The 17,986-nt window shown below is 66.5% G+C and carries 18 protein-coding genes and 1 pseudogene; 5 read left to right on the top strand and 14 right to left on the bottom strand.

All coding sequences use genetic code 11. The features are described 5' to 3' along the window. Positions 1-980 (top strand): annotated as a pseudogene (locus OEJ36_RS21500) (ribonuclease E/G); the annotation flags it as partial. A 171-nt stretch (positions 981-1,151) separates the two neighbouring features. Here the strand turns inward: OEJ36_RS21500 and murB are convergent. The 8 genes from murB to OEJ36_RS21540 form a co-directional block, all read right to left on the bottom strand. Then, positions 1,152-2,171, bottom strand: a complete 1,020-nt coding sequence (murB, locus tag OEJ36_RS21505; RefSeq protein ID WP_263403288.1) for a UDP-N-acetylmuramate dehydrogenase — start codon at positions 2,169-2,171, stop codon at positions 1,152-1,154. Further along, on the bottom strand, positions 2,168-2,626 hold the full coding sequence (locus OEJ36_RS21510) for a low molecular weight protein-tyrosine-phosphatase (RefSeq protein WP_263403289.1): 459 nt from the start codon (positions 2,624-2,626) through the stop codon (positions 2,168-2,170). Before OEJ36_RS21510 ends, murB begins: the two co-directional genes overlap by 4 nt. Next, positions 2,626-3,390 carry a 3-deoxy-manno-octulosonate cytidylyltransferase gene (kdsB, locus tag OEJ36_RS21515; RefSeq protein WP_263403290.1) on the bottom strand — a complete coding sequence of 255 codons (765 nt, stop codon included), beginning with the start codon at positions 3,388-3,390 and terminating at the stop codon, positions 2,626-2,628. Before kdsB ends, OEJ36_RS21510 begins: the two co-directional genes overlap by 1 nt. Further along, a complete protein-coding gene (locus OEJ36_RS21520) occupies positions 3,390-3,575 on the bottom strand; it encodes a Trm112 family protein (protein WP_021219506.1) in 186 nt (61 codons plus the stop codon). Before OEJ36_RS21520 ends, kdsB begins: the two co-directional genes overlap by 1 nt. Before the next feature lie 40 nt (positions 3,576-3,615). Next, the gene (gene lpxK, locus OEJ36_RS21525) at positions 3,616-4,620 is read right to left on the bottom strand and encodes a tetraacyldisaccharide 4'-kinase (RefSeq protein ID WP_263403291.1); all 1,005 of its coding nucleotides are present in this window, start codon (positions 4,618-4,620) and stop codon (positions 3,616-3,618) included. Then, on the bottom strand, positions 4,620-5,060 hold the full coding sequence (locus OEJ36_RS21530) for an ExbD/TolR family protein (RefSeq protein ID WP_021219508.1): 441 nt from the start codon (positions 5,058-5,060) through the stop codon (positions 4,620-4,622). Before OEJ36_RS21530 ends, lpxK begins: the two co-directional genes overlap by 1 nt. Next, the gene (locus OEJ36_RS21535) at positions 5,057-5,692 is read right to left on the bottom strand and encodes a MotA/TolQ/ExbB proton channel family protein (protein ID WP_031287691.1); all 636 of its coding nucleotides are present in this window, start codon (positions 5,690-5,692) and stop codon (positions 5,057-5,059) included. Before OEJ36_RS21535 ends, OEJ36_RS21530 begins: the two co-directional genes overlap by 4 nt. 72 nt (positions 5,693-5,764) lie before the next feature. Then, the gene (locus OEJ36_RS21540) at positions 5,765-7,987 is read right to left on the bottom strand and encodes a DNA internalization-related competence protein ComEC/Rec2 (RefSeq protein ID WP_263403292.1); all 2,223 of its coding nucleotides are present in this window, start codon (positions 7,985-7,987) and stop codon (positions 5,765-5,767) included. 150 nt (positions 7,988-8,137) lie between these two features. Between OEJ36_RS21540 and OEJ36_RS21545 the strand changes: the two genes are divergently transcribed. Beyond that, a complete protein-coding gene (locus OEJ36_RS21545) occupies positions 8,138-8,668 on the top strand; it encodes a DUF2062 domain-containing protein (RefSeq protein WP_263403293.1) in 531 nt (176 codons plus the stop codon). An 83-nt stretch (positions 8,669-8,751) separates the two neighbouring features. Here OEJ36_RS21545 and OEJ36_RS21550 read toward each other — a convergent pair whose 3' ends face one another. The 3 genes from OEJ36_RS21550 to OEJ36_RS21560 are packed head-to-tail and all read right to left on the bottom strand — an operon-like array spanning position 8,752 to position 11,933. After that, positions 8,752-9,996 carry a lipoprotein-releasing ABC transporter permease subunit gene (locus OEJ36_RS21550; protein ID WP_263403294.1) on the bottom strand — a complete coding sequence of 415 codons (1,245 nt, stop codon included), beginning with the start codon at positions 9,994-9,996 and terminating at the stop codon, positions 8,752-8,754. A 1-nt stretch (position 9,997) separates the two neighbouring features. Further along, complete coding sequence (gene lolD / locus OEJ36_RS21555) at positions 9,998-10,681, bottom strand: lipoprotein-releasing ABC transporter ATP-binding protein LolD (RefSeq protein WP_162164733.1); 684 nt, start codon at positions 10,679-10,681, stop codon at positions 9,998-10,000. 1 nt (position 10,682) lies between these two features. Further along, complete coding sequence (locus OEJ36_RS21560) at positions 10,683-11,933, bottom strand: lipoprotein-releasing ABC transporter permease subunit (protein WP_043244256.1); 1,251 nt, start codon at positions 11,931-11,933, stop codon at positions 10,683-10,685. A 96-nt stretch (positions 11,934-12,029) separates the two neighbouring features. Between OEJ36_RS21560 and OEJ36_RS21565 the strand changes: the two genes are divergently transcribed. From OEJ36_RS21565 to OEJ36_RS21575, 3 genes are read left to right on the top strand one after another with little or no spacing between them, the layout of a single operon-like run. Further along, positions 12,030-12,617: a PilZ domain-containing protein gene (locus OEJ36_RS21565; RefSeq protein ID WP_263403295.1), complete on the top strand. Its 588-nt coding sequence runs from the start codon at positions 12,030-12,032 to the stop codon at positions 12,615-12,617. A gap of 5 nt (positions 12,618-12,622) precedes the next feature. After that, positions 12,623-12,916, top strand: a complete 294-nt coding sequence (locus tag OEJ36_RS21570) for a phosphodiesterase (protein WP_263403296.1) — start codon at positions 12,623-12,625, stop codon at positions 12,914-12,916. Continuing rightward, positions 12,913-13,632: a glycerophosphodiester phosphodiesterase gene (locus OEJ36_RS21575; protein WP_263403297.1), complete on the top strand. Its 720-nt coding sequence runs from the start codon at positions 12,913-12,915 to the stop codon at positions 13,630-13,632. The genes OEJ36_RS21570 and OEJ36_RS21575 overlap by 4 nt, the downstream gene beginning before the upstream one ends. Before the next feature lie 290 nt (positions 13,633-13,922). Here the strand turns inward: OEJ36_RS21575 and sthA are convergent, their stop codons facing one another. The 3 genes from sthA to OEJ36_RS21590 form a co-directional block, all read right to left on the bottom strand. Beyond that, positions 13,923-15,317, bottom strand: coding sequence for a Si-specific NAD(P)(+) transhydrogenase (gene sthA, locus OEJ36_RS21580; RefSeq protein ID WP_021219518.1), 1,395 nt, complete (start codon positions 15,315-15,317; stop codon positions 13,923-13,925). A 192-nt stretch (positions 15,318-15,509) separates the two neighbouring features. After that, positions 15,510-16,499, bottom strand: coding sequence for an FAD:protein FMN transferase (locus tag OEJ36_RS21585; RefSeq protein ID WP_263403298.1), 990 nt, complete (start codon positions 16,497-16,499; stop codon positions 15,510-15,512). Positions 16,500-16,551: 52 nt separating this feature from the next. Continuing rightward, positions 16,552-17,949, bottom strand: coding sequence for an amino acid permease (locus OEJ36_RS21590; protein ID WP_263403299.1), 1,398 nt, complete (start codon positions 17,947-17,949; stop codon positions 16,552-16,554). Positions 17,950-17,986 lie beyond the last annotated feature (37 nt).

A 17,986-nucleotide genomic window follows, 5' to 3' on the forward strand; every position in this document is an offset into this window, starting at 1 on the left:
GCGAAGGCCAGGAAAACCGCCGCGAACGTGGCGAGCGTCCGCCGCGCGAAGAGCGCCAGCCCCGTGAAGAGCGCGCCCCGCGCCCCGAGCAGGTTGCCGCCGAGGCCAGCGAAGAAGAACTGCTGAACAACGAAGAGCTGCTGGATGATGCCGATGGCCAGGAAGGCGCCGAAGGCGACCGCCCCCGCCGCCGCTCCCGTGGCCAGCGTCGCCGTAGCAACCGCCGTGAGCGCCAGCGTGAAGTCGAAGGCGAAGAAGGCGAGGAAGGCAGCGAAGAGGCCAATGTCGATGGCAGCGTCCCCACCGCCGTTGTCGTGACCGCCGTCGCCGCAGAAGTGATCGCCGAGCAGGTCGAAGGCCAAGCCAGCAGCGAGCCAACCCAGGTCGAAAGCGCCGCCAGCGAAGCCACGGTCGCAGCCCCTGCCGCCGAAGCCGTCGCCCAGGAGCAGGAACCGGTCGAAGCGATCGAGACCAGCGCCCCTGCCGTGATCGAAAGCGAAGTGTCCGTCGTGGTCGTCGAGCCGGTTGCCGAAACCGTGGTCGAAGCCCCCGTCGAGACCGCTCAGGTCACAGAAGTGGAAGCACCGGCTCCGGTCGTGGCCCCTGTTGTCGAAGCCGAACCGGCTCCTGCCCCCGCGGCAGCACCGGTAAGCGCCGGTGGCCGTGCGCCGAACGATCCTCGCGAAGTACGTCGCCGTCAGCAGGAAGCCGAGCGTCTTGCACGTGAAGCCGCCGCAGCCCCCGTGGTAGAAGCCCCGGTGGTCGAGGAAGCTGCTCCGGTCGTGGTTGAAGTCGCCGCTGAGCCGGCGGCGGAAGCCCAGCCCGAGCCCGTTGCTGAAGCTGTCGTGGAAGCCCAGGAAGTTGCGGAAGAGCCCAAGGTCGAAGTGACCGAGGCCAGCACCGAAGCTGCCGAAGCAACCGTCGCTGACGAAGCGAAGGAAGAGGAAGAAGCCAAGGACGAGTCCAAACCGACCGTCTAAGGCCCTGCCTGAATGAACAAGGGATGCCTCGGCATCCCTTTTTCTTTGGCACGAGAAAAGTGCCCGCCCCGCCCACCGTCCACCGCAACCTGCGCACCCTCCTCCCCTCACTGCACCGCAAATGAAAAAGGGACGCCTGAGCGTCCCTTTGTCTATTGCGTGCAACCCATGTCAGAGCAGATTGGGCTCCATCTCCAGCGCCACACCAAAGCGTTCGGCGACATCGGCCTGGATACGCTGCGCCAGGTCCAACAGCTGCAGGCCGGTAGCCGCACCATAGTTCACCAGAACCAGGGCCTGCAGGCGATGAACACCCGCATCGCCATCACGGAACCCCTTCCAGCCGGCACGCTCGATCAGCCAGCCTGCGGCCAGCTTCACCTGGCCATCGGCCTGGGGGTAGGCCACCAGGTCCGCGTGTTCGCCACGCAGGCGCTCGGCCAGCTCGGCCGGTACCAGCGGATTCTTGAAGAAGCTGCCTGCATTGCCCAGTTGAGCCGGGTCCGGAAGCTTCTCGCTGCGGATGGAGCAAATGGCGCGGCTCACATCCAACGCCGTGGGAGCATCGACGCCCTGCTCCTGCAGCCGCTGGCGCACAGGCCCGTAGTCGAGGTGCAAGCTCAGCGCGCGGCTCAACTTGAAACGAACTCTGAGGATCAGCCAGCGGCCGACCTCACGCTTGAACAGGCTGTCGCGATAGCCGAAGGCGCACTCTTCCAGGCTGAAGTCACGCAGCTCGCCACTCAGGCGGTCCATCGCGGTCAACCCGGCGAATACATCCTTGATCTCCACCCCGTAGGCGCCGATGTTCTGCATCGGTGCCGCCCCGACGGTGCCGGGAATCAGGCTGAGGTTCTCCAGCCCCGCCAGCCCCTGCTCCAGGGTCCAGAGCACGAACGGGTGCCAGGGCTCGCCGGCTTCGGCCTCCACCAGCACCTGCTCACCGTCATCGCCCAGCAAACGCAGGCCGCGGCTGGCCATGCGCAGCACCAGCACGTCGATATCACCGGTCAGCAACAGGTTGCTACCCCCGCCGATCACTTGCAGCGGAATACCGCGTGCGCTCGCCAGAGCCAGCGCCTCACGCACATCAGCATCGCCATGCGCCTCGGCGAACAGGCGCGCACGCACCTCCACACCAAAGGTGTTGAAGGGCTTCAGGGAAACGTTTTCGGAAACGACCAGGCTCACAGGCGCCCCCGAATCTCGGCAACCAGACCATCACAGGCCTGCTCGATCAGATTCAGCACCTCTTCGAAGCCTTCCTCGCCGCCGTAGTAAGGATCCGGGACCTCTTCCGGCACCAGGCCATAGCGGCGCAGGAACAGGTCCGGCTCGCTGCCATTGCGACGCAGCCCCTTGAGATCACGCAGGTTGCCGTGATCCATCGCCAGCACCAGGTCGAAACGCGAGAAGTCCCCCACGCTCACCTGGCGCGCCCGCAGCAGCGACAGGTCATAGCCACGTCGCAGCGCCGCCTGGCGGGTGCGTGTGTCGGGAGCCTTACCAACGTGCCAGTCACCGGTGCCGGCGGAATCGACCTCGACCTGCTCCGCCAGCCCCGCCTCGTGCAGCTTGTGGCGCAGTACGCCCTCGGCGGTGGGCGAGCGGCAAATATTGCCCAGGCAGACGAACAGGACCTTCATCAGGCCCCCAGCAAGCGGCGCACCCGCTCCAGGTCTTCAGCGGTATCCACACCGGCAGCCGGCGCCTCCAGGGCATCGGCTACGTGGATGCGCACGCCATGCCAGAGCGCACGCAGCTGCTCCAGGCATTCGGTGTTCTCCAGCCAGCACGGGCCCCACGCGACGAAGTCGTGGAGGAACTGCACGCGGTAGGCGTAGATACCGATATGACGGCGGTAAGGCACCCCTTCGGGCAAGGCATCACGCCCCTGGGCGAAGGTGTCGCGGGCCCAGGGCAGCGGTGCACGGCTGAAGGTCAGGGCCAGGCCCTGGGTGTCGGTCGACACCTTGACCACATTGGGGTTGAACAGTGCATCCACGTCATGGATGGGCTCGGCGAGGGTGGCGATGCCCGCCTCCGGGTGAGCCGCCAGGTTGGCTGCTACCTGGTCGATGATCGCCGGAGGGATCAGCGGCTCATCGCCCTGCACATTGACCACGATGGCGTCGCCGGCCAGCCCGAGCTGGATGGCCACCTCGGCCAGGCGATCGGTGCCGGAGTTGTGGTCGACCCGGGTCAGCACCACCTCAGCGCCAAAGCCCTTGCACGCCTCGACGATACGCGCATCGTCGGTGGCCACCACCACGCGCTCGGCAGAACTGCGCCGCGCCTGCTCCCAGACGTGCTGGACCATCGGTTTGCCGGCGATGTCCTGCAGCGGCTTGCCGGGCAGGCGCGTGGAGGCGTAGCGCGCCGGGATGACGACGGTGAATGCCTGGGCCATTACTTGTCCAGCCGCTCGTCGACGTTGAGGGTGCGCGCCTCGCTTTCCAGCATCACCGGGATGCCTTCGCGAACCGGGAAGGCCAGCGCATCGGCCTTGCACACCAGCTCGCTCTTGTCTTCGGCGAGCTTGAGCGTGCCCTTGCACAGAGGACAGGCGAGGATATCGAGCAGTTTCGTGTCCATGGGTATCCTTGAACGCCACCCGAGGGGCGGCTGGAATGAGTTAGGAGCGTTCGGCCGGCAGGCTTGCCAGTCGCGCATCGAGCCATTCGATGAAGCCCGCAGTGGGCACCGCATCGACGGCCAGGTACCACCAGTCGGCGGCCGCGAAGGCACGGCACTTCACCGCATCCTTCTCGGTCATCACCAGGGGCAGTGCCGGGCTGAACTGCAGTTCGGCGGCACCGAAGCTGGCGTGGTCGGCGAAGGCATGGGGAACCGGGCGCCAGTTTAGCGCCTCGAGCGTGGTGAAGAAACGCTGCGGATTACCGATGCCGGCCACAGCATGGAGCGCCTGGCCAGGAGGGAAATGATCGAGCGCGACCCGCTCACCACTTTGCAGGTTGACCAGCGCGGTCGGCTGCAGGCGGAAGCCATGGGCGCCGCCAGGGCCGGAGTCGGCGCCGTTGTAGAGCACTGCATCGACGCTTTCCAGGCGCTGCGCCGGCTCACGCAGGGGACCGGCCGGCAGGCAGCGGCCGTTGCCCAGGCCACGGGCGGCGTCGATCAGTACCAGTTCGATGTCCCGCGCCAGGCGGTAATGCTGCAGGCCGTCATCGCTGAGCACGAGGTCTAGTGGCCCCTCGGCCAGCAGCGCGTCGACGGCACGCCCACGGTCCGGGTCGATGACCAGCGGCACACCGCTGCGCTGCACGATCAGCAACGGCTCGTCACCGGCGACGTCGGCGCCCTGCTCCGCCCGTACCCGCCAGGGCAGGCTCGGCGGGTTGGCACCGTAGCCACGGCTGACCACGCCCACGCGCAAGCCAAGGCTGCGGCAGTGCTCGATGAGCCAGAGAATCATGGGGGTCTTGCCGGTGCCGCCCACGGTGATGTTGCCCACCACCATCACCGGCACCGGGGCACGGTAGATGCGGCCTTCGCCGGCCAGGAAGGCCTCGCGCTTACGCTTCACCACCAGGCGGTAAAGCGCCTCCAGCGGGCGTAGCAGCACCAGGGCCGGGTGGCCCCGGTACCAGGCGTCCAACAGCCGATCGGAGAAGGCCATCAGGGCTTGTCCGAGGCCTCGACGGTGGTGATGCGCAACTTGCTGAAGCCCAGCTTGCCGGCCGCATCCATGGCGGTGATCACCGTTTGATGGGTGGTCTTGGCGTCGGCGCTGATGATCATCGGCAGGCTGTTGTCGCCACCGGACTCCTTGCTCAGGGCCGTCATCAGCGTCGCCAGGTCGTTCTTCACCAGTACCTGGCCATTGAGTGCGTACTGCCCGTCGGCACTGATAGACAGCTCCAGGGTCTTCACCTCGGTGGCCTGGGCCGGAGTACCGCTGACGGCCTCGGGCAGCTCGATCTTCAGCTCGCTCGGGCGGCTGAAGGTCGTGGTGACCACGAAGAACAACAGCAGCACGAAGATCACGTCGATGAACGAAGTCAGGTTGAGGAAGACCTCTTCACGCGCGACGTTGCCCGCACGGCGACGGAACTTCACGCTTTGCCTTCCTCTGCGAAGTCCACTTCACGATCGCCCTGGGTCACTTCCACCAACTTGATCGCCTCCTGCTCCATGGCCACTACCAGTTCGTCGACGCGACGCAGCAGGAAACGATGGAAGAACACTGCAGGAATAGCGACCACCAGGCCAGCTGCAGTGGTAATCAGAGCCTTGCCAATACCGCCAGCCAGTGCCGGAGCGTTGGCCATGCCGTTGTCCATGAAGCCGCTGAAGATCTCGATCATGCCGAACACGGTGCCCAGCAGGCCCAACAGCGGGCCCATCGCGGCGATGGTGCCCAGGGTGTTGAGGTAGCGCTCCAGTTCGTGGATGACGCGGGAAGCGGCCTCCTCGATGCACTCCTTCATGATCTCGCGACCGTGCTTGGAGTTGGCCAGGCCCGCCGCGAGGATCTCACCCAGGGGGGAAGACGCACGCAGCTCCTTGAGCTTCTGGGCGTTGAGCTGCTTGTCCTTGACCATGCGCCACACCTGGCCGAGCAATTGCGGCGGTGCGATGCGGTTGGCGCGAAGCGTCCACAGGCGCTCCACGATAATGGCGGTGGCTGCGATGGAACTCAGAATGATAGGCAGCATCATCCAGCCGCCTGCTTTGACCAGCTCCCACACGGTGGCAAATCCCCTTGAAAAAAGTGGCGCAACTCTAGCACAGGGTCAGGGCCCCGCCGACCGCCGCCGTTCTCATTTTTCCCGCCAGAAACGTGCCTGGGTCCGCAGTCCACGCACCTCGTCACGCTCACCAAGGCGGATCAGCAGCGCACCGGACTCCGCCGTGTCATGGATTGCAGCACCCGCTGCCCGGTAACGGGCGATCACGGCCGGGTGCGGATGGCCGAAGGCGTTGTGGCTGCCCCGGGTGATCAACGCACCACGGGGCGCTACCGCCTCGATAAGGGCCGCCGATGAAGAGCTGGCGCTGCCATGGTGCGGTGCCAGCAGCCAATCGGCGGGCAAGGGTTCACCACTGGCGACCCAGGCGGCTTCGGCCTGGGCGCCGATATCGCCGGTCAGGTGAATGCGCTCGCCCCGCGCCTCCACACTGAGCACGCAGGAGCGGTCGTTGCCCGTGCGCGCAGCGTCCCAGTGCCAGGTCCGCAGGCGCACGCCGTCCCACTCCCAGGCTTGGTCACGGCAGGCTTCAGCCCCCAGGGTAGCCGGGAGGCGCTCCGGTTCACCGCTCACCACCCGCGCCACCGGCATGCCACGCATCACGGCACCGGCACCTCCTGCGTGGTCGTTGTCGGCATGGCTGAGGAGCATCTGGTCCAGGCGCCGCACACCCAGCCCCAGCAGGCTCGGCAGCACCACACGCTCGCCCATGTCGAAATCGCCCCGCCGCGCGCCGGCGTCGTAGAGCAGCGCATGCTCCCGCGTGCGCACCAGCACCGACAGCCCCTGCCCCACATCCAGCAACCAGATATCCGCCCTCCCCCAAGCTGGGCGCTCCACCGGCGGAAACAGCGTTGGCAGCAACAACACCAATCCCAGGGCACGCACCGGTATCCCGGCAGGCAGGATCAGCAGCAGGCAACCGAGCATGCCCAGCAACCAGGCCCAGCCGGGAACGGCGGTCGCCTGCCAGGCGGGAATCCACTCGGCTATCCAGCCCAGCAGGCGGAACAGCAGCTCCAGCGAACCGCCCGCCAGCCACAACAACCCCGCACCAAGACCCGGCACGCCCTGCAGGGCCGTGCCTATTAAAGACAGCGGCACCGAAACCAGGCTGACCCAGGGCACCGCAATCAGGTTGGCAAGCGGGCCGCTCAGGCTGATAGGCAGGGCCATGGCCAGCAGCAAGGGCGACAGTGCCAGGCCCATGGTCCATTGCGCGCGCCACCAACTGCGCCACCAGGGCGGTACGCCCAGGCGCCCGGCGAAGATCAGCACCAGCAATGCCACGGCCCCGAAGGACAACCAGAACCCCGCCTGCAGGGACGCCAGCGGATCGGCCGCCAGCACCACGCAGAAGGCCACCAGCAAGGGGCGCAGCACGCCCAGGTGGCGGAAGCGCAGGCGCCACAACAGCGCGATAGCGGTCATCAGGCAGGAGCGCTGCACCGGCACGTCGAAGCCGGCGAGAAATCCGTAGCCCAGCGAACCGACGAAGGCCAGCGCACAGGCACAAGGCAGCCAGGGCAGGCGTCGGGGCCAAAGGCCGAGCCGGGCCAGCAACGCCACGGCTCCGTACAGCACCGCCGCGAGCAAGGCGATGTGCTGCCCGGAAATCACCATCAGGTGCACCGTCCCGGTGTTCTGCAGCAGCTGCCAGTCCGCGCTGTCGACGCCCGAACCATCCCCCAGCACCAGCGCGGCGATGCCACCGTTGCGGCCATGGGCGGGCACGCTCTCGATGCCCTGTCGCAAGCGATCACGCCAGGCGGCCGGGCCACTGCCCCGCTGCAGCCGCTCGCCCGCCTTCACCGAGCCGGTGGCGCCGGTATGGCGGGCCAGCAGCCAGGCTTCGTAGTCGAACGCATGGGGGTTCACCAGGCCCCGGGGGCGCTTCAGGGTCACCGCCAATCGCCAGCGCTCACCGCCGCGCAACTCAGGGCCGCCATACCAGGACAGGCGCATACGCTGCGGCAAGCGCAATCCGGGGGCGACGGCATCCTCCAGCTCGAAACGCACCACCCCGTCGCCCCGCTGCGGCAGGCCGACAACCTGCCCTTGCAACCAGCGGGTCTCGCCATCCAGGGCCATGGGCAGGCGATCATCCAGGGCCTGCTGGGCAAGGACGCAGGCCCAGGCGCCGCCCAGGAGGAACAGGCCCGGCAGCCGCAACCGCGTGAATAGAAGAACGCCACCCAACATGGTCGCCGCCAGAAGCCAGCCGCCCGTCGGCAACCCCGGCATGAAACGCAGCGAGGCCAACCCGCAGGCCAGCGCAACCAACCCCCATGCCATGGCAAGGCTCCTTCCCTGGGCTCACCTCACCGGCGCAGGTCGATGACCGTTGATCGGTGCGGTTCCATTCATTTATCGACACAAACTGACCCGGCGGTGTCATAACCATGAATGCATAATGTCGGCGCTTCAGCCTGCCAGAGAGCCCACATGCCGCGTCGCCTCTTCAAACGCTACATGCCGAACCCGGACCTGATCAGGGAGCACAAGTCGCTGCGCTTCCTCGGTGCCCTGATCCACGACCCGAACCTCTGGCACCTCAACCGCCATTCGGTTTCGCGGGCGATGGCCATGGGTCTGTTCGCCGCCTTCATCCCGATGCCCTTGCAGATGCTGCTGGCAGCGGCGCTGGCCATCACCGTGCGCGCCAACCTGCCGATCTCCGTCGGCCTGGTCTGGCTGACGAACCCTATCACCATGCCGCCGGTGTTCTATTGCACCTACAAGATGGGCGCCTGGCTGATGGGCGTACCGCCGCGCACCCTGCCCGACGAGCTGACCTTCCACTGGATCACCCAGGAACTCTCCACCGTCTGGCAGCCCTTCCTGCTGGGCTCCATCGTCTGCGGCATCCTCGTCGGCGCCTTGGGCTACATGCTGACCATGCTCTACTGGCGCTGGTGGGTCGGTCACAGCTGGCGCAAGCGTCAGAAACGCCGCCAGCAGGCCGGGCTCAAATAGCGCCCTGGCCGCTGCGCCCACTCCGGGCCTGAAATGAAAAACGCCGCTTTCGAGCGGCGTTTTTCATGGTGCGGGGCTGTGCCCTATTCGTAGCGCAGCGCTTCCGCCGGCTGGGTCTGAGCAGCGCGCCAGGCCGGATAGAGCGTCGCGAGGAAGCTCATCAGCAGCGCAGCACCGCAGATCATCACCACATCGGCCACCTGCAGGTCGGACGGCAAATAGCTGACGAAGTACACGTCGGAACTGAAGATGTGCTGCCCGCTGGCACGCTCCAGGGCGGCGATCCAGGTGCTGACGTTGAGCGCCGTGACGATGCCCAGCCCGGTGCCGATCAGGGTACCGACCGCGCCGATGACGCTGCCCTGCACCATGAAGATGGCCATGATCTGCCGGGGCGTGGCGCCGAGGGTGCGGAGGATGGCGATATCGGCGCGCTTGTCGGCCACCACCATGATCAGCGTGGCGATGATGTTGAACGCCGCCACCGCGACGATCAGCAGCAGGAGCAGGCCGATCATGGTCTTCTCCATCTTCATCGCGCTGAACAGGCTGCCCTGGGTGTGGGTCCAGTCATCCGACCGGTAGCCCGCGCCCAGCGCCTTGACGATCTGCGCGGAAACGCGCGGCGCCTGGTAGAGGTCCTTCAGGGCAATGCGCACGCTCTGCACCTGGCCTTCCTGCAGGCGCTGGATAGTGGCGGCGTCGGCGACGTTGATCAGCGCCAGGGAGCTGTCCAGCTCGGCGCCCACCTTGAATACGCCCACCACGCTGAGGCGCTGCATGCGCGGGGTGATGCCACCCGGCGCGCTGCTGACCTCGGGCACGATCAGGGTCAGCTTATCGCCGACATTGAGGTGGAAGCGGCGCGCGGTGATCTCGCCGACGACGATGCCGAACTCGCCGGGCACCAGGTCGTCCAGCGCGCCCTGCACGATGTGCTTGCCGATGATGGAGACCTTGGGCTCTTCCGCCGGGTCGATGCCGTTGATCTGCACCGGCTGCATCATGCCCTTGTAGGAGAGCATCCCCTCCAGCTCGGCGAAGGGCACGGCACCGGTCACCTCCGGGTGCTTCATCGCCGTAGCGGCGACGCTGCGCCAGTCGTCCAGCGGCTGCTCGGCGGCAAGCGTGGCGTGGGGCACCATGCCGAGGATCCGCGAGCTCATCTCCTTCTGGAACCCGTTCATCACCGAGAGCACGACGATCATCGCCAGCACGCCCAGGGCGAGGCCGATCATCGAAGTCAGCGAGATGAAGGAGATGAAGTGGTTACGGCGTTTCGCGCGGGTGTAGCGCGCGCCGATGAAGATGGCCAGGGGTCTGAACATGTCAGGCAGCCACCAGCCGGCCTTCTTCCAGGCGCAGCACCCGGTCCATCTGCTGGGCCAGTTGCGGGTCGTGGGTCACCACCAGGAAGGCGGTGCGCAGCGAACCGCTGAGCTCCAGCATCAGCTCCTGGATGCTCTGGGCGGTGTGCTTGTCGAGGTTGCCAGTGGGCTCGTCGAGCAGCACCAGCTCCGGGTTGTTGACCAGGGCACGGGCGATGGCCACGCGCTGGCGCTCGCCGCCGGACAGCTCCGCCGGCTTGTGCGACAGGCGATGGCCGAGGCCGACGCGCTCCAGCAGCGCGGTGGCACGCTGGCGCGCCTCGGCGATCGGCGTGCGGCCGATCAGCAGGGGCATGCAAACGTTTTCCAGCGCGGTGAACTCAGGCAGCAGGTGGTGGAACTGGTAGACGAAGCCCAGCGCGCGGTTGCGCAGCAGGCCACGGGCCTTCTCGTTGAGAGCGGACAGTTCCTCCCCCGCCAGCCAGACACTGCCGGTGCTGGGGGTGTCGAGCCCACCGAGCATGTTCAGCAGGGTGCTCTTGCCCGAGCCCGAGCTGCCGACGATGGCGATGCGCTCGCCCGGGTGCAGCTCCAGCTCGACGCCGGACAGCACCTGCACCGATTGCGGGCCTTCCTCGTAGCTCTTGCCAAGGTTGCGGCAGCTCAGCACCGCGCGATCTTTCACGTCACTCATAACGAAGCGCCTCTGCGGGCTGGGTGCGCGCAGCACGCCAGGCCGGGTAAAGGGTGGCGAAGAAACTCAGGACCAGCGCGGCGCCGCAGACCAGCACCACGTCCTCCAGCATCAGCTGCGAGGGCAGGTAGTCGATGAAGTAAACGTCGGCGCTGAGGAACTTGTGGCCGAGCACGTCCTCCAGCCAGGAGATGGCGGCGCTGACGTTCAGCGCGGCGAGGATACCCAGCACGCAGCCGATGGCGGTGCCGACCACACCGATCACCGTGCCCTGGACCATGAAGATGCCCATGATCTGCCCCGGCGTGGCGCCAAGGGTACGCAGGATGGCGATGTCGCCCTTCTTGTCGGTGACCACCATGACCAGGGTGGAGATGATGTTGAACGCGGCGACCGCGACGATCAGCAGCAACAGCAGGCCGATCATGGTCTTTTCCATGCGGATGGCCTGGTAGAGGTTGCCGTGGGTGCGGGTCCAGTCGCGGGCGTAGAAGTCCTCGCCCTTGAGCTGCCCAGCGATCTGCCAGGCCACGCGCGGCGCCTGGAACAGGTCGTCGAGCTTGAGACGCAGGCCCTGTACCTGGTCGGGCTTCCAGCGGTGCAGCCGGGCGGTGTCCTTGATGTTGGCCACGGCCAGGGCGCCGTCCAGTTCACCGGCGCCGACATGGAAGATGCCGACCACGGTGAAGCGCTTCATGCGCGGGAACACGCCGGCCGGGGTGACCGCCACTTCCGGCAGCACGAAGGTGACCTTGTCGCCCATGCCGACGCCGAGCTTGGTGGCTGCCTTGTCGCCGATGACGATGCCGAACTCGCCGGCGCGCAGCGAGGCCAGGTCGCCCTGCTTGAAGTAGTCGTCGATGATCGAGACCTGCCCTTCCAGCGCCGGGTCGACGGCGTTGACCAGCACCTTCTGCACCTTGCCGTTGTTGGTCAGCAGGCCCTGCATCTGGGTGAAGGGCGCCACGGCGGCGATGCCCGGCTGCGCGCGGACCTTGTCGGCCAGCGCCTGCCAATCGTTGATCGGGGTGGCGGACTCGATGGTGGCGTGGGGCACCATGCCCAGCACGCGCTCGCGCATCTCTCGGTCGAAGCCGTTCATCACCGACAGCACGAGGATCATCACCAGCACGCCGAGGGCGAGGCCGATCATGGAAGTCAGGGAGATGAACGAGACGAAGTAACTGCGACGCTTGGCGCGCGTGTAACGGGCGCCGATATACAGGGGCAGCGGTCTGAACATAGAAAAAAGGTTCGCTTGCGAAGAAAGGAACGTCCTTGTGGCGGGGTCAGGCGAGCAGCTTTACACTCAGACCACCCCTGCACCCATGGGTTCGCCATGTCGACACAAGACGCAGATGACCGCCGCGAATACTACCGTATCGAAGATACGATCGCACTGGAATTTACCCCCCTGACCGGCACCCAGGCCCAGGCCAGCGAAGAGCTCCACGACGCGTCGCCGCTGTTCAATCTGCTCAGCGATCTTCACCTGATGGACTTCGAGTCGCAGCACCTGCTGCGGCATATTTCCGAGCGCGACCGGACCCTGGCCAATTACCTGAAGGTGATGAACAAGCGCATCGACCTGCTGGGCCAGGCCGTGGCCCAGAGCCTGATGCGCGACATCGGCCCGCCGCGCCGGGTAACCCTGTCCGAAGGCGGCGTCGGCTTCCTCTGCCCGCAGCCCTTCACGCGGGGCAGCCACCTGGCGATCAAGATGGTGCTGATGCCCCAGGCCCTTGGCCTGCTGCTGCGCGCCGTGGTGATCCACAGCCAGTTGCGCGAGGACGGCGAGTACGAGATCGGCACCGAATTCGAAGCGCTGACTGACGCACAGCGCCAATTGCTCGCCCGGCATATCCTGCAGAAGCAGGCCCAGGCTCGCCGCCAGGCCCGCGCTCGCTCGGTTCCGCCTCCAGGATGATCCCCATGTCGCGCCTTCTGCTTCTGCTCTGCCTGTCCCTCCCCCTCCCGGCCCTGGCCGAAACCATCGAGATCCCCGTCGGCCAGCAAGGCGACAGCGGCCTTTCGCTGCCTGAGCGCGGCGAATCCCAGCGGGCGGTACTCGAACGTTTCGGCCTGCCGGACGAAGAGCATCCCGCCGTCGGCAAGCCGCCGATCGCGCGCTGGGACTACCGCGAGTTCTCCGTCTATTTCGAAAGCGGGCATGTCGTCGACAGCGTCCGCCATCACCAACCCCGACACCCCGAGGTTTCCCAGTGACCCTGATCTACGGCCATCGCGGCGCCAAGGGCGAATGCCCTGAAAACACCCTGGCCAGCTTCCAGCAGTGCCTCTCCCACGGCGTGAAGCGCTGCGAACTCGACCTGCACCTGTCCCGCGACGGCGAGCTGATGGTGATCCACGACCCGACGCTCAAGCGCACCACCGGCCGCCGCGGCAAGGTGGTGGAGCACGACGCCGAAGAACTGGTCACCTACGACGCCCGCCAGGGCGGCCCGGGCTGGATCAAGCCCTGCCCCATCCCGCGCCTGGAAGAGCTGTTCGAGCAGTGCGACTTCGAACACTGGCAACTGGAAGTGAAGAGCGCCTCCCGCGTGCGTGCCGCGCGCACCGTGCTGGCCATCCGTGAGCTTGCCGAGCGCCACGGCCTGCTGGACAAGGTCACCGTCACCTCCAGCTCCCGCGAAGTGCTGCGTGCATTGAACCGCCTGACGCCCGACCTCGCCCGCGGCCTGGTGGCCGAATACGCCTGGCTCGACCCGCTGAAAGTCGCGGCCAATCATGGCTGCAACCTGCTGGCGCTGAACTGGACCCTGTGCACCCCCGAACGCCTGCAGAAGGCGCAGAAGCAGGGGCTGCACGTGTCGGTATGGACGGTGAACGAGCCGGCCCTGATGCGCCGTCTCGCCGACTTCGGCGTGGACAGCATCATCACCGACTTCCCTGGCGTGGCGGTGAGCACGCTGGCGCGCTGAAGCCTCGTTGTTCCGGGGCTGAAGCCCGGGCTCGGCACCTTAGGCTGGCGCCGAGCGCAGCGAGGCCCAACGGTGCGAGGTTCAGCATCGTTCCCTGAGCAAGCGGCGGGCTGAAGCCACCCTGCGCCCATCCGAGCGTCACTCCCTCCCAGAACGAAAAAACCGGCCGCAAGGGCCGGTTTTTTCATGGGCGTCGCCTGATCAGAAGCTCTCCCGATTCGGCCAGCGCCAGGTGCGCGGATCGTCGAGAGGGTCCTCCCCGGCCGGTTCAGGCGCCCGGCCGGTGCCGCTCAAAAAAGCCGGTTGAGGCCGTCGAACGCCGCCACCCGATAGGCTTCCGCCATGGTCGGGTAGTTGAAGGTGGTGTTGATGAAGTACTTGATGCTGTTGGCTTCGCCCTTCTGGTTCATGATCGCCTGGCCGATGTGGACGATCTCAGACGCCTGGTAGCCGAAGCAGTGCACACCGAGCACTTCCAGGGTCTCGCGGTGGAAGAGGATCTTCAGCATGCCCACCGGCTCGTGGGAAATCTGCGCGCGGGCCATGCCCTTGAAGAAGGCCTTGCCCACTTCATAGGGGATCTTGGCCTGGGTCAGCTCGCGCTCGTTCTTGCCGATCGAGCTGATCTCCGGAATGGTGTAGATGCCGGTCGGCACGTCATCGACGAAGCGCCAGCTGTCGTTCTCCACCGCGCTGCCGGCGGCCGAGCGCCCCTGGTCGGCCGCGGCACTGGCCAGGCTCGGCCAGCCGATCACGTCACCGGCGGCGAAGATGTTGCCCACCTCGGTGCGGTAGTACTGGTCGACGTTGATCTGGCCACGGCTGTTGACCTTGATGCCGACGTTCTCCAGCCCCAGGCGGTCGGTGTTGCCGGTACGGCCGTTGCACCACAGCAGGCAGTCGGCCTTGATCTTCTTGCCGGACTTCAGGTGCAGGATCACCCCGTTCTCCAGCCCCTCGATGCGCTCGTACTCCTCGTTGTGACGGATGAGCACGTTGTTGTTGCGCAGGTGGTAGCTGAGGGCGTCGGATATCTCGTCGTCGAGGAAGCTGAGCAACTGGTCGCGGTTGTCGATCAGGTCCACCAGCACGCCGAGACCGCTGAAGATCGAGGCGTACTCGGAGCCGATCACCCCGGCGCCGTAGATGATGATGCGGCGCGGCGTGTGGGTAAGGCTGAGGATGGTGTCGCTGTCATAGATACGCGGGTGGTGGAAGTCGACATCGGCCGGGCGATAGGGGCGCGAGCCGGTGGCGACGATGACCTGCTTGGCCACCAGTTTCTCCACCACGCCGCTGGTGCACACCACCTCGACGGTCTGCTCGTCGGAGAAGCTGGCCGTGCCGAAGAACACGTCGACGCGATTGCGGGCGTAGTAGCCGGTGCGCGAGGCCACCTGCTTGGAGATCACCCGCTCGGCGCTCTTGAGCACGTCGGGGAAGGAGAACCAGCGCGGCTCGCCGATCTGGCGGAACAGCGGGTTGGTGTTGTACTGCATGATCTGCCGCACCGAGTGGCGCAGGGCCTTGGACGGGATGGTGCCCAGGTGGGTGCAATTGCCGCCGACCAGCGGGCGGTTGTCCACCACTGCCACCTTGCGTCCGGCCTTGGCGGCGTTCATCGCCGCTCCTTCCCCGGCCGGGCCGGAACCCAGCACCACTACGTCGTAGTTGTAGACAGCCATGCTTACTCCTCATAACGGGCCGGAGGGCTCTCTGTGGCCTCCGGCAGGGCCGCGGAACTCGTCACCGCGGCGTTTCGAACTCGGCGCGCAGCTTAGTCAGGCTGCGTGGCGCTGCACATTAGCGCTTGGTCGCGTCGTAGGCGAATTTTGCATGCACTACATCGCCGGCCTTGCGCGCCTTCATGGTGTGGATCACCCATCCGCCCCCACCAGTTCGCGGAAACGGCTGCTGGTGTGGATCACGAAGCCCTGGCCCTGGCGGCTGACGAAGAACGCGGCCACGCCCCGGGCTTCGGCGAACGCGGGCCCGGCCTGCGGCCCCAGTACAAGCAACAGCGTAGACAAGCCATCGGCACGCAGCGCGGAAGGGTCGAGAACGGTCACCGCCGCGAGGTCGTGGGCGATGGGTGCGCCACTGTGGGGATCCAGGGTGTGAGAATAGCGCCGCCCGCCCTCCAGGAAGTAGTTTCGATAGTCACCTGAGGTGGAAATCGCCATGTCCTGGAGTGCAACAATCCGCTGCGCTTGCTGCTCGTCGTCCCGCGGCGCCTCGATGGCGACCCGCCAGGGCGAGCCATCGGCCTTGCGGCCACGGGCCTTCATCTCGCCGGTGATCTCCACCAGCGAACTGCGCACGCCCAGCTCGGCCAGGCGCGCACTGACCCGATCCACCGCATAGCCGGCGGCGATGGCGTTGAAATCCAGCTTCAGGTCCACGTCCTTGCACAGCTGCCCATCGCGCACCGCCAGGTGGCGATGGCCCGTGCGCGCCAGGGCGGCGGCCAGCTCGGCCTCGCTCGGCACCCGTTGCGAACGGGCCTGGGGGCCGAAGCCCCAGAGGTCCAGCAGCAGCTCCAGGGTCAGGTCGAAGGCGCCATCGCTCTCGGCGGACAGCCGCTCACCGAAGCCGACCAGTTCCAGCATCGGCGCGGGCAGCGCCATGCAGCGGCCGGCCGGCAGGGCGTTGAAACGGGACACCTCGGAGTCGGCCCGGTAGGTGGAGAACTGCTGGTCGATTTCGGCCAGGATCGCCTCGGTGGCCTGGCGGGCCTGCTCGGGGGCTGGCGCCCCGGCCTCGCGCAGGTACTGCACCGAGTAGCGACTGCCCATGGTCGGGCCCTCGAAACGCTCGGTGCGCTCGCCACAGCCCGCCAGGGCCAGGCAGCCCAGCAGAGAAAGCACCCCAAGGCCCCATGAAAAACGGGAGCCTGGGCTCCCGTTTTCATCGCTGGCGTCAGTGCGCGGAGGCACGGCTCGACGAGCGCTTGATGAAGTAGCAGACGGCGATGAAGGCCAGCCAGAACGGAATGGCGTAGACCGACACGTTGATGCCCGGAATCATCAGCATCACACCCAGGATCAGCGCCACGAAGGCCAGGCACAGGTAGTTGCTGAAGGGGTACCAGAGCGACTTGAAGAACGGCTCGATGCCCTGGCGCTGCAGGGACTTGCGGAACATCAGGTGCGACAGGCTGATCATCGCCCAGTTGATCACCAGGGCCGCTACCACCAGCGCCATCAGCAGCTCGAGGGCCTTCTGCGGCGCCACGTAGTTGACCACCACGCAGAGCAGGGTCACCAGCGCGGACACGGCGATACCCAGCACCGGCACGCCACGGCGGTTGACCTTCATCAGCGCCTTGGGCGCATCGCCCTGCTCGGCCAGGCCGTAGAGCATGCGGCTGTTGCAGTAGACGCCGCTGTTGTAGACCGACAGCGCGGCGGTCAGCACCACGAAGTTGAGGATGTGCGCGGCCAGGTCGCTGCCGATCAGCGAGAAGATCTGCACGAAGGGGCTGCCGCTGTAGGGGTCGCCGGCGGCGCCCAGGGTTTCCAGCAGCTTGTCCCAGGGGTAGAGCATCAGCAGCACGCTGAGGGCGCCGATGTAGAAGATCAGGATGCGCCAGATCACCTGGTTGATCGCCTTGGGGATCACCTTCTTCGGCTCGCTGGCCTCGGCAGCGGTGATGCCCACCAGCTCCAGGCCACCGAAGGAGAACATGATGATCGCCAGGACCATCACCAGCCCTTCCAGGCCATTGGGGAAGAAGCCGCCATGGCTCCACAGATTGCTTACCGCCGCCTGCTCGCCACCGGCGCCGCTGATCAGCAGGTAGAGACCGAGCACGATCATGCCGATGATCGCCACTACCTTGATCAGCGCGAACCAGAATTCGGTCTCACCGAAGGCACGGACGTTGGACAGGTTGATCAGGTTGATCAGCACGAAGAACGCCGCCGCCGTGGCCCAGGTCGGTACCTCCGGCCACCAGAACTGCACGTACTTGCCCACCGCAGTCAGCTCGGCCATGCCCACCAGCACATAGAGCACCCAGTAGTTCCAGCCGGACAGGAAGCCCGCGTAGCCGCCCCAGTACTTGTGGGCGAAGTGGCTGAAGGAACCGGCCACGGGCTCCTCGACGATCATCTCGCCGAGCTGGCGCATGATCAGGAAGGCGATGAAGCCGGCAATGGCGTAGCCGAGGATCATCGACGGGCCAGCGGATTTGAGCACCCCGGCCGAGCCGAGGAAGAGTCCGGTGCCGATGGCGCCGCCAAGGGCGATCAGCTGGATATGGCGATTTTCCAGGCCGCGCTTGAGCGAGCCGGCGTGCAGCTGTTGTCCGTCCATCAAGGGATATCCAAACAGAAGGTGGGTAAAGCGATTA

It is taken from the genome of Pseudomonas sp. PDM13 (assembly GCF_025685765.1).
Classification (GTDB): domain Bacteria; phylum Pseudomonadota; class Gammaproteobacteria; order Pseudomonadales; family Pseudomonadaceae; genus Metapseudomonas; species Metapseudomonas solani.

What these genes read in the sequence shown, in the direction of transcription:
- OEJ36_RS21510 (WP_263403289.1), bottom strand. Translation starts at nt 2,626, where the DNA reads ATGAAGGTCCTGTTCGTCTGCCTGGGCAATATTTGCCGCTCGCCCACC.
- kdsB (WP_263403290.1), bottom strand. Translation starts at nt 3,390, where the DNA reads ATGGCCCAGGCATTCACCGTCGTCATCCCGGCGCGCTACGCCTCCACG.
- OEJ36_RS21520 (WP_021219506.1), bottom strand. Translation starts at nt 3,575, where the DNA reads ATGGACACGAAACTGCTCGATATCCTCGCCTGTCCTCTGTGCAAGGGC.
- lpxK (WP_263403291.1), bottom strand. Translation starts at nt 4,620, where the DNA reads ATGGCCTTCTCCGATCGGCTGTTGGACGCCTGGTACCGGGGCCACCCG.
- OEJ36_RS21540 (WP_263403292.1), bottom strand. Translation starts at nt 7,987, where the DNA reads ATGGCATGGGGGTTGGTTGCGCTGGCCTGCGGGTTGGCCTCGCTGCGT.
- OEJ36_RS21545 (WP_263403293.1), top strand. Translation starts at nt 8,138, where the DNA reads ATGCCGCGTCGCCTCTTCAAACGCTACATGCCGAACCCGGACCTGATC.
- OEJ36_RS21550 (WP_263403294.1), bottom strand. Translation starts at nt 9,996, where the DNA reads ATGTTCAGACCCCTGGCCATCTTCATCGGCGCGCGCTACACCCGCGCG.
- OEJ36_RS21560 (WP_043244256.1), bottom strand. Translation starts at nt 11,933, where the DNA reads ATGTTCAGACCGCTGCCCCTGTATATCGGCGCCCGTTACACGCGCGCC.
- OEJ36_RS21565 (WP_263403295.1), top strand. Translation starts at nt 12,030, where the DNA reads ATGTCGACACAAGACGCAGATGACCGCCGCGAATACTACCGTATCGAA.
- OEJ36_RS21570 (WP_263403296.1), top strand. Translation starts at nt 12,623, where the DNA reads ATGTCGCGCCTTCTGCTTCTGCTCTGCCTGTCCCTCCCCCTCCCGGCC.
- sthA (WP_021219518.1), bottom strand. Translation starts at nt 15,317, where the DNA reads ATGGCTGTCTACAACTACGACGTAGTGGTGCTGGGTTCCGGCCCGGCC.
- OEJ36_RS21590 (WP_263403299.1), bottom strand. Translation starts at nt 17,949, where the DNA reads ATGGACGGACAACAGCTGCACGCCGGCTCGCTCAAGCGCGGCCTGGAA.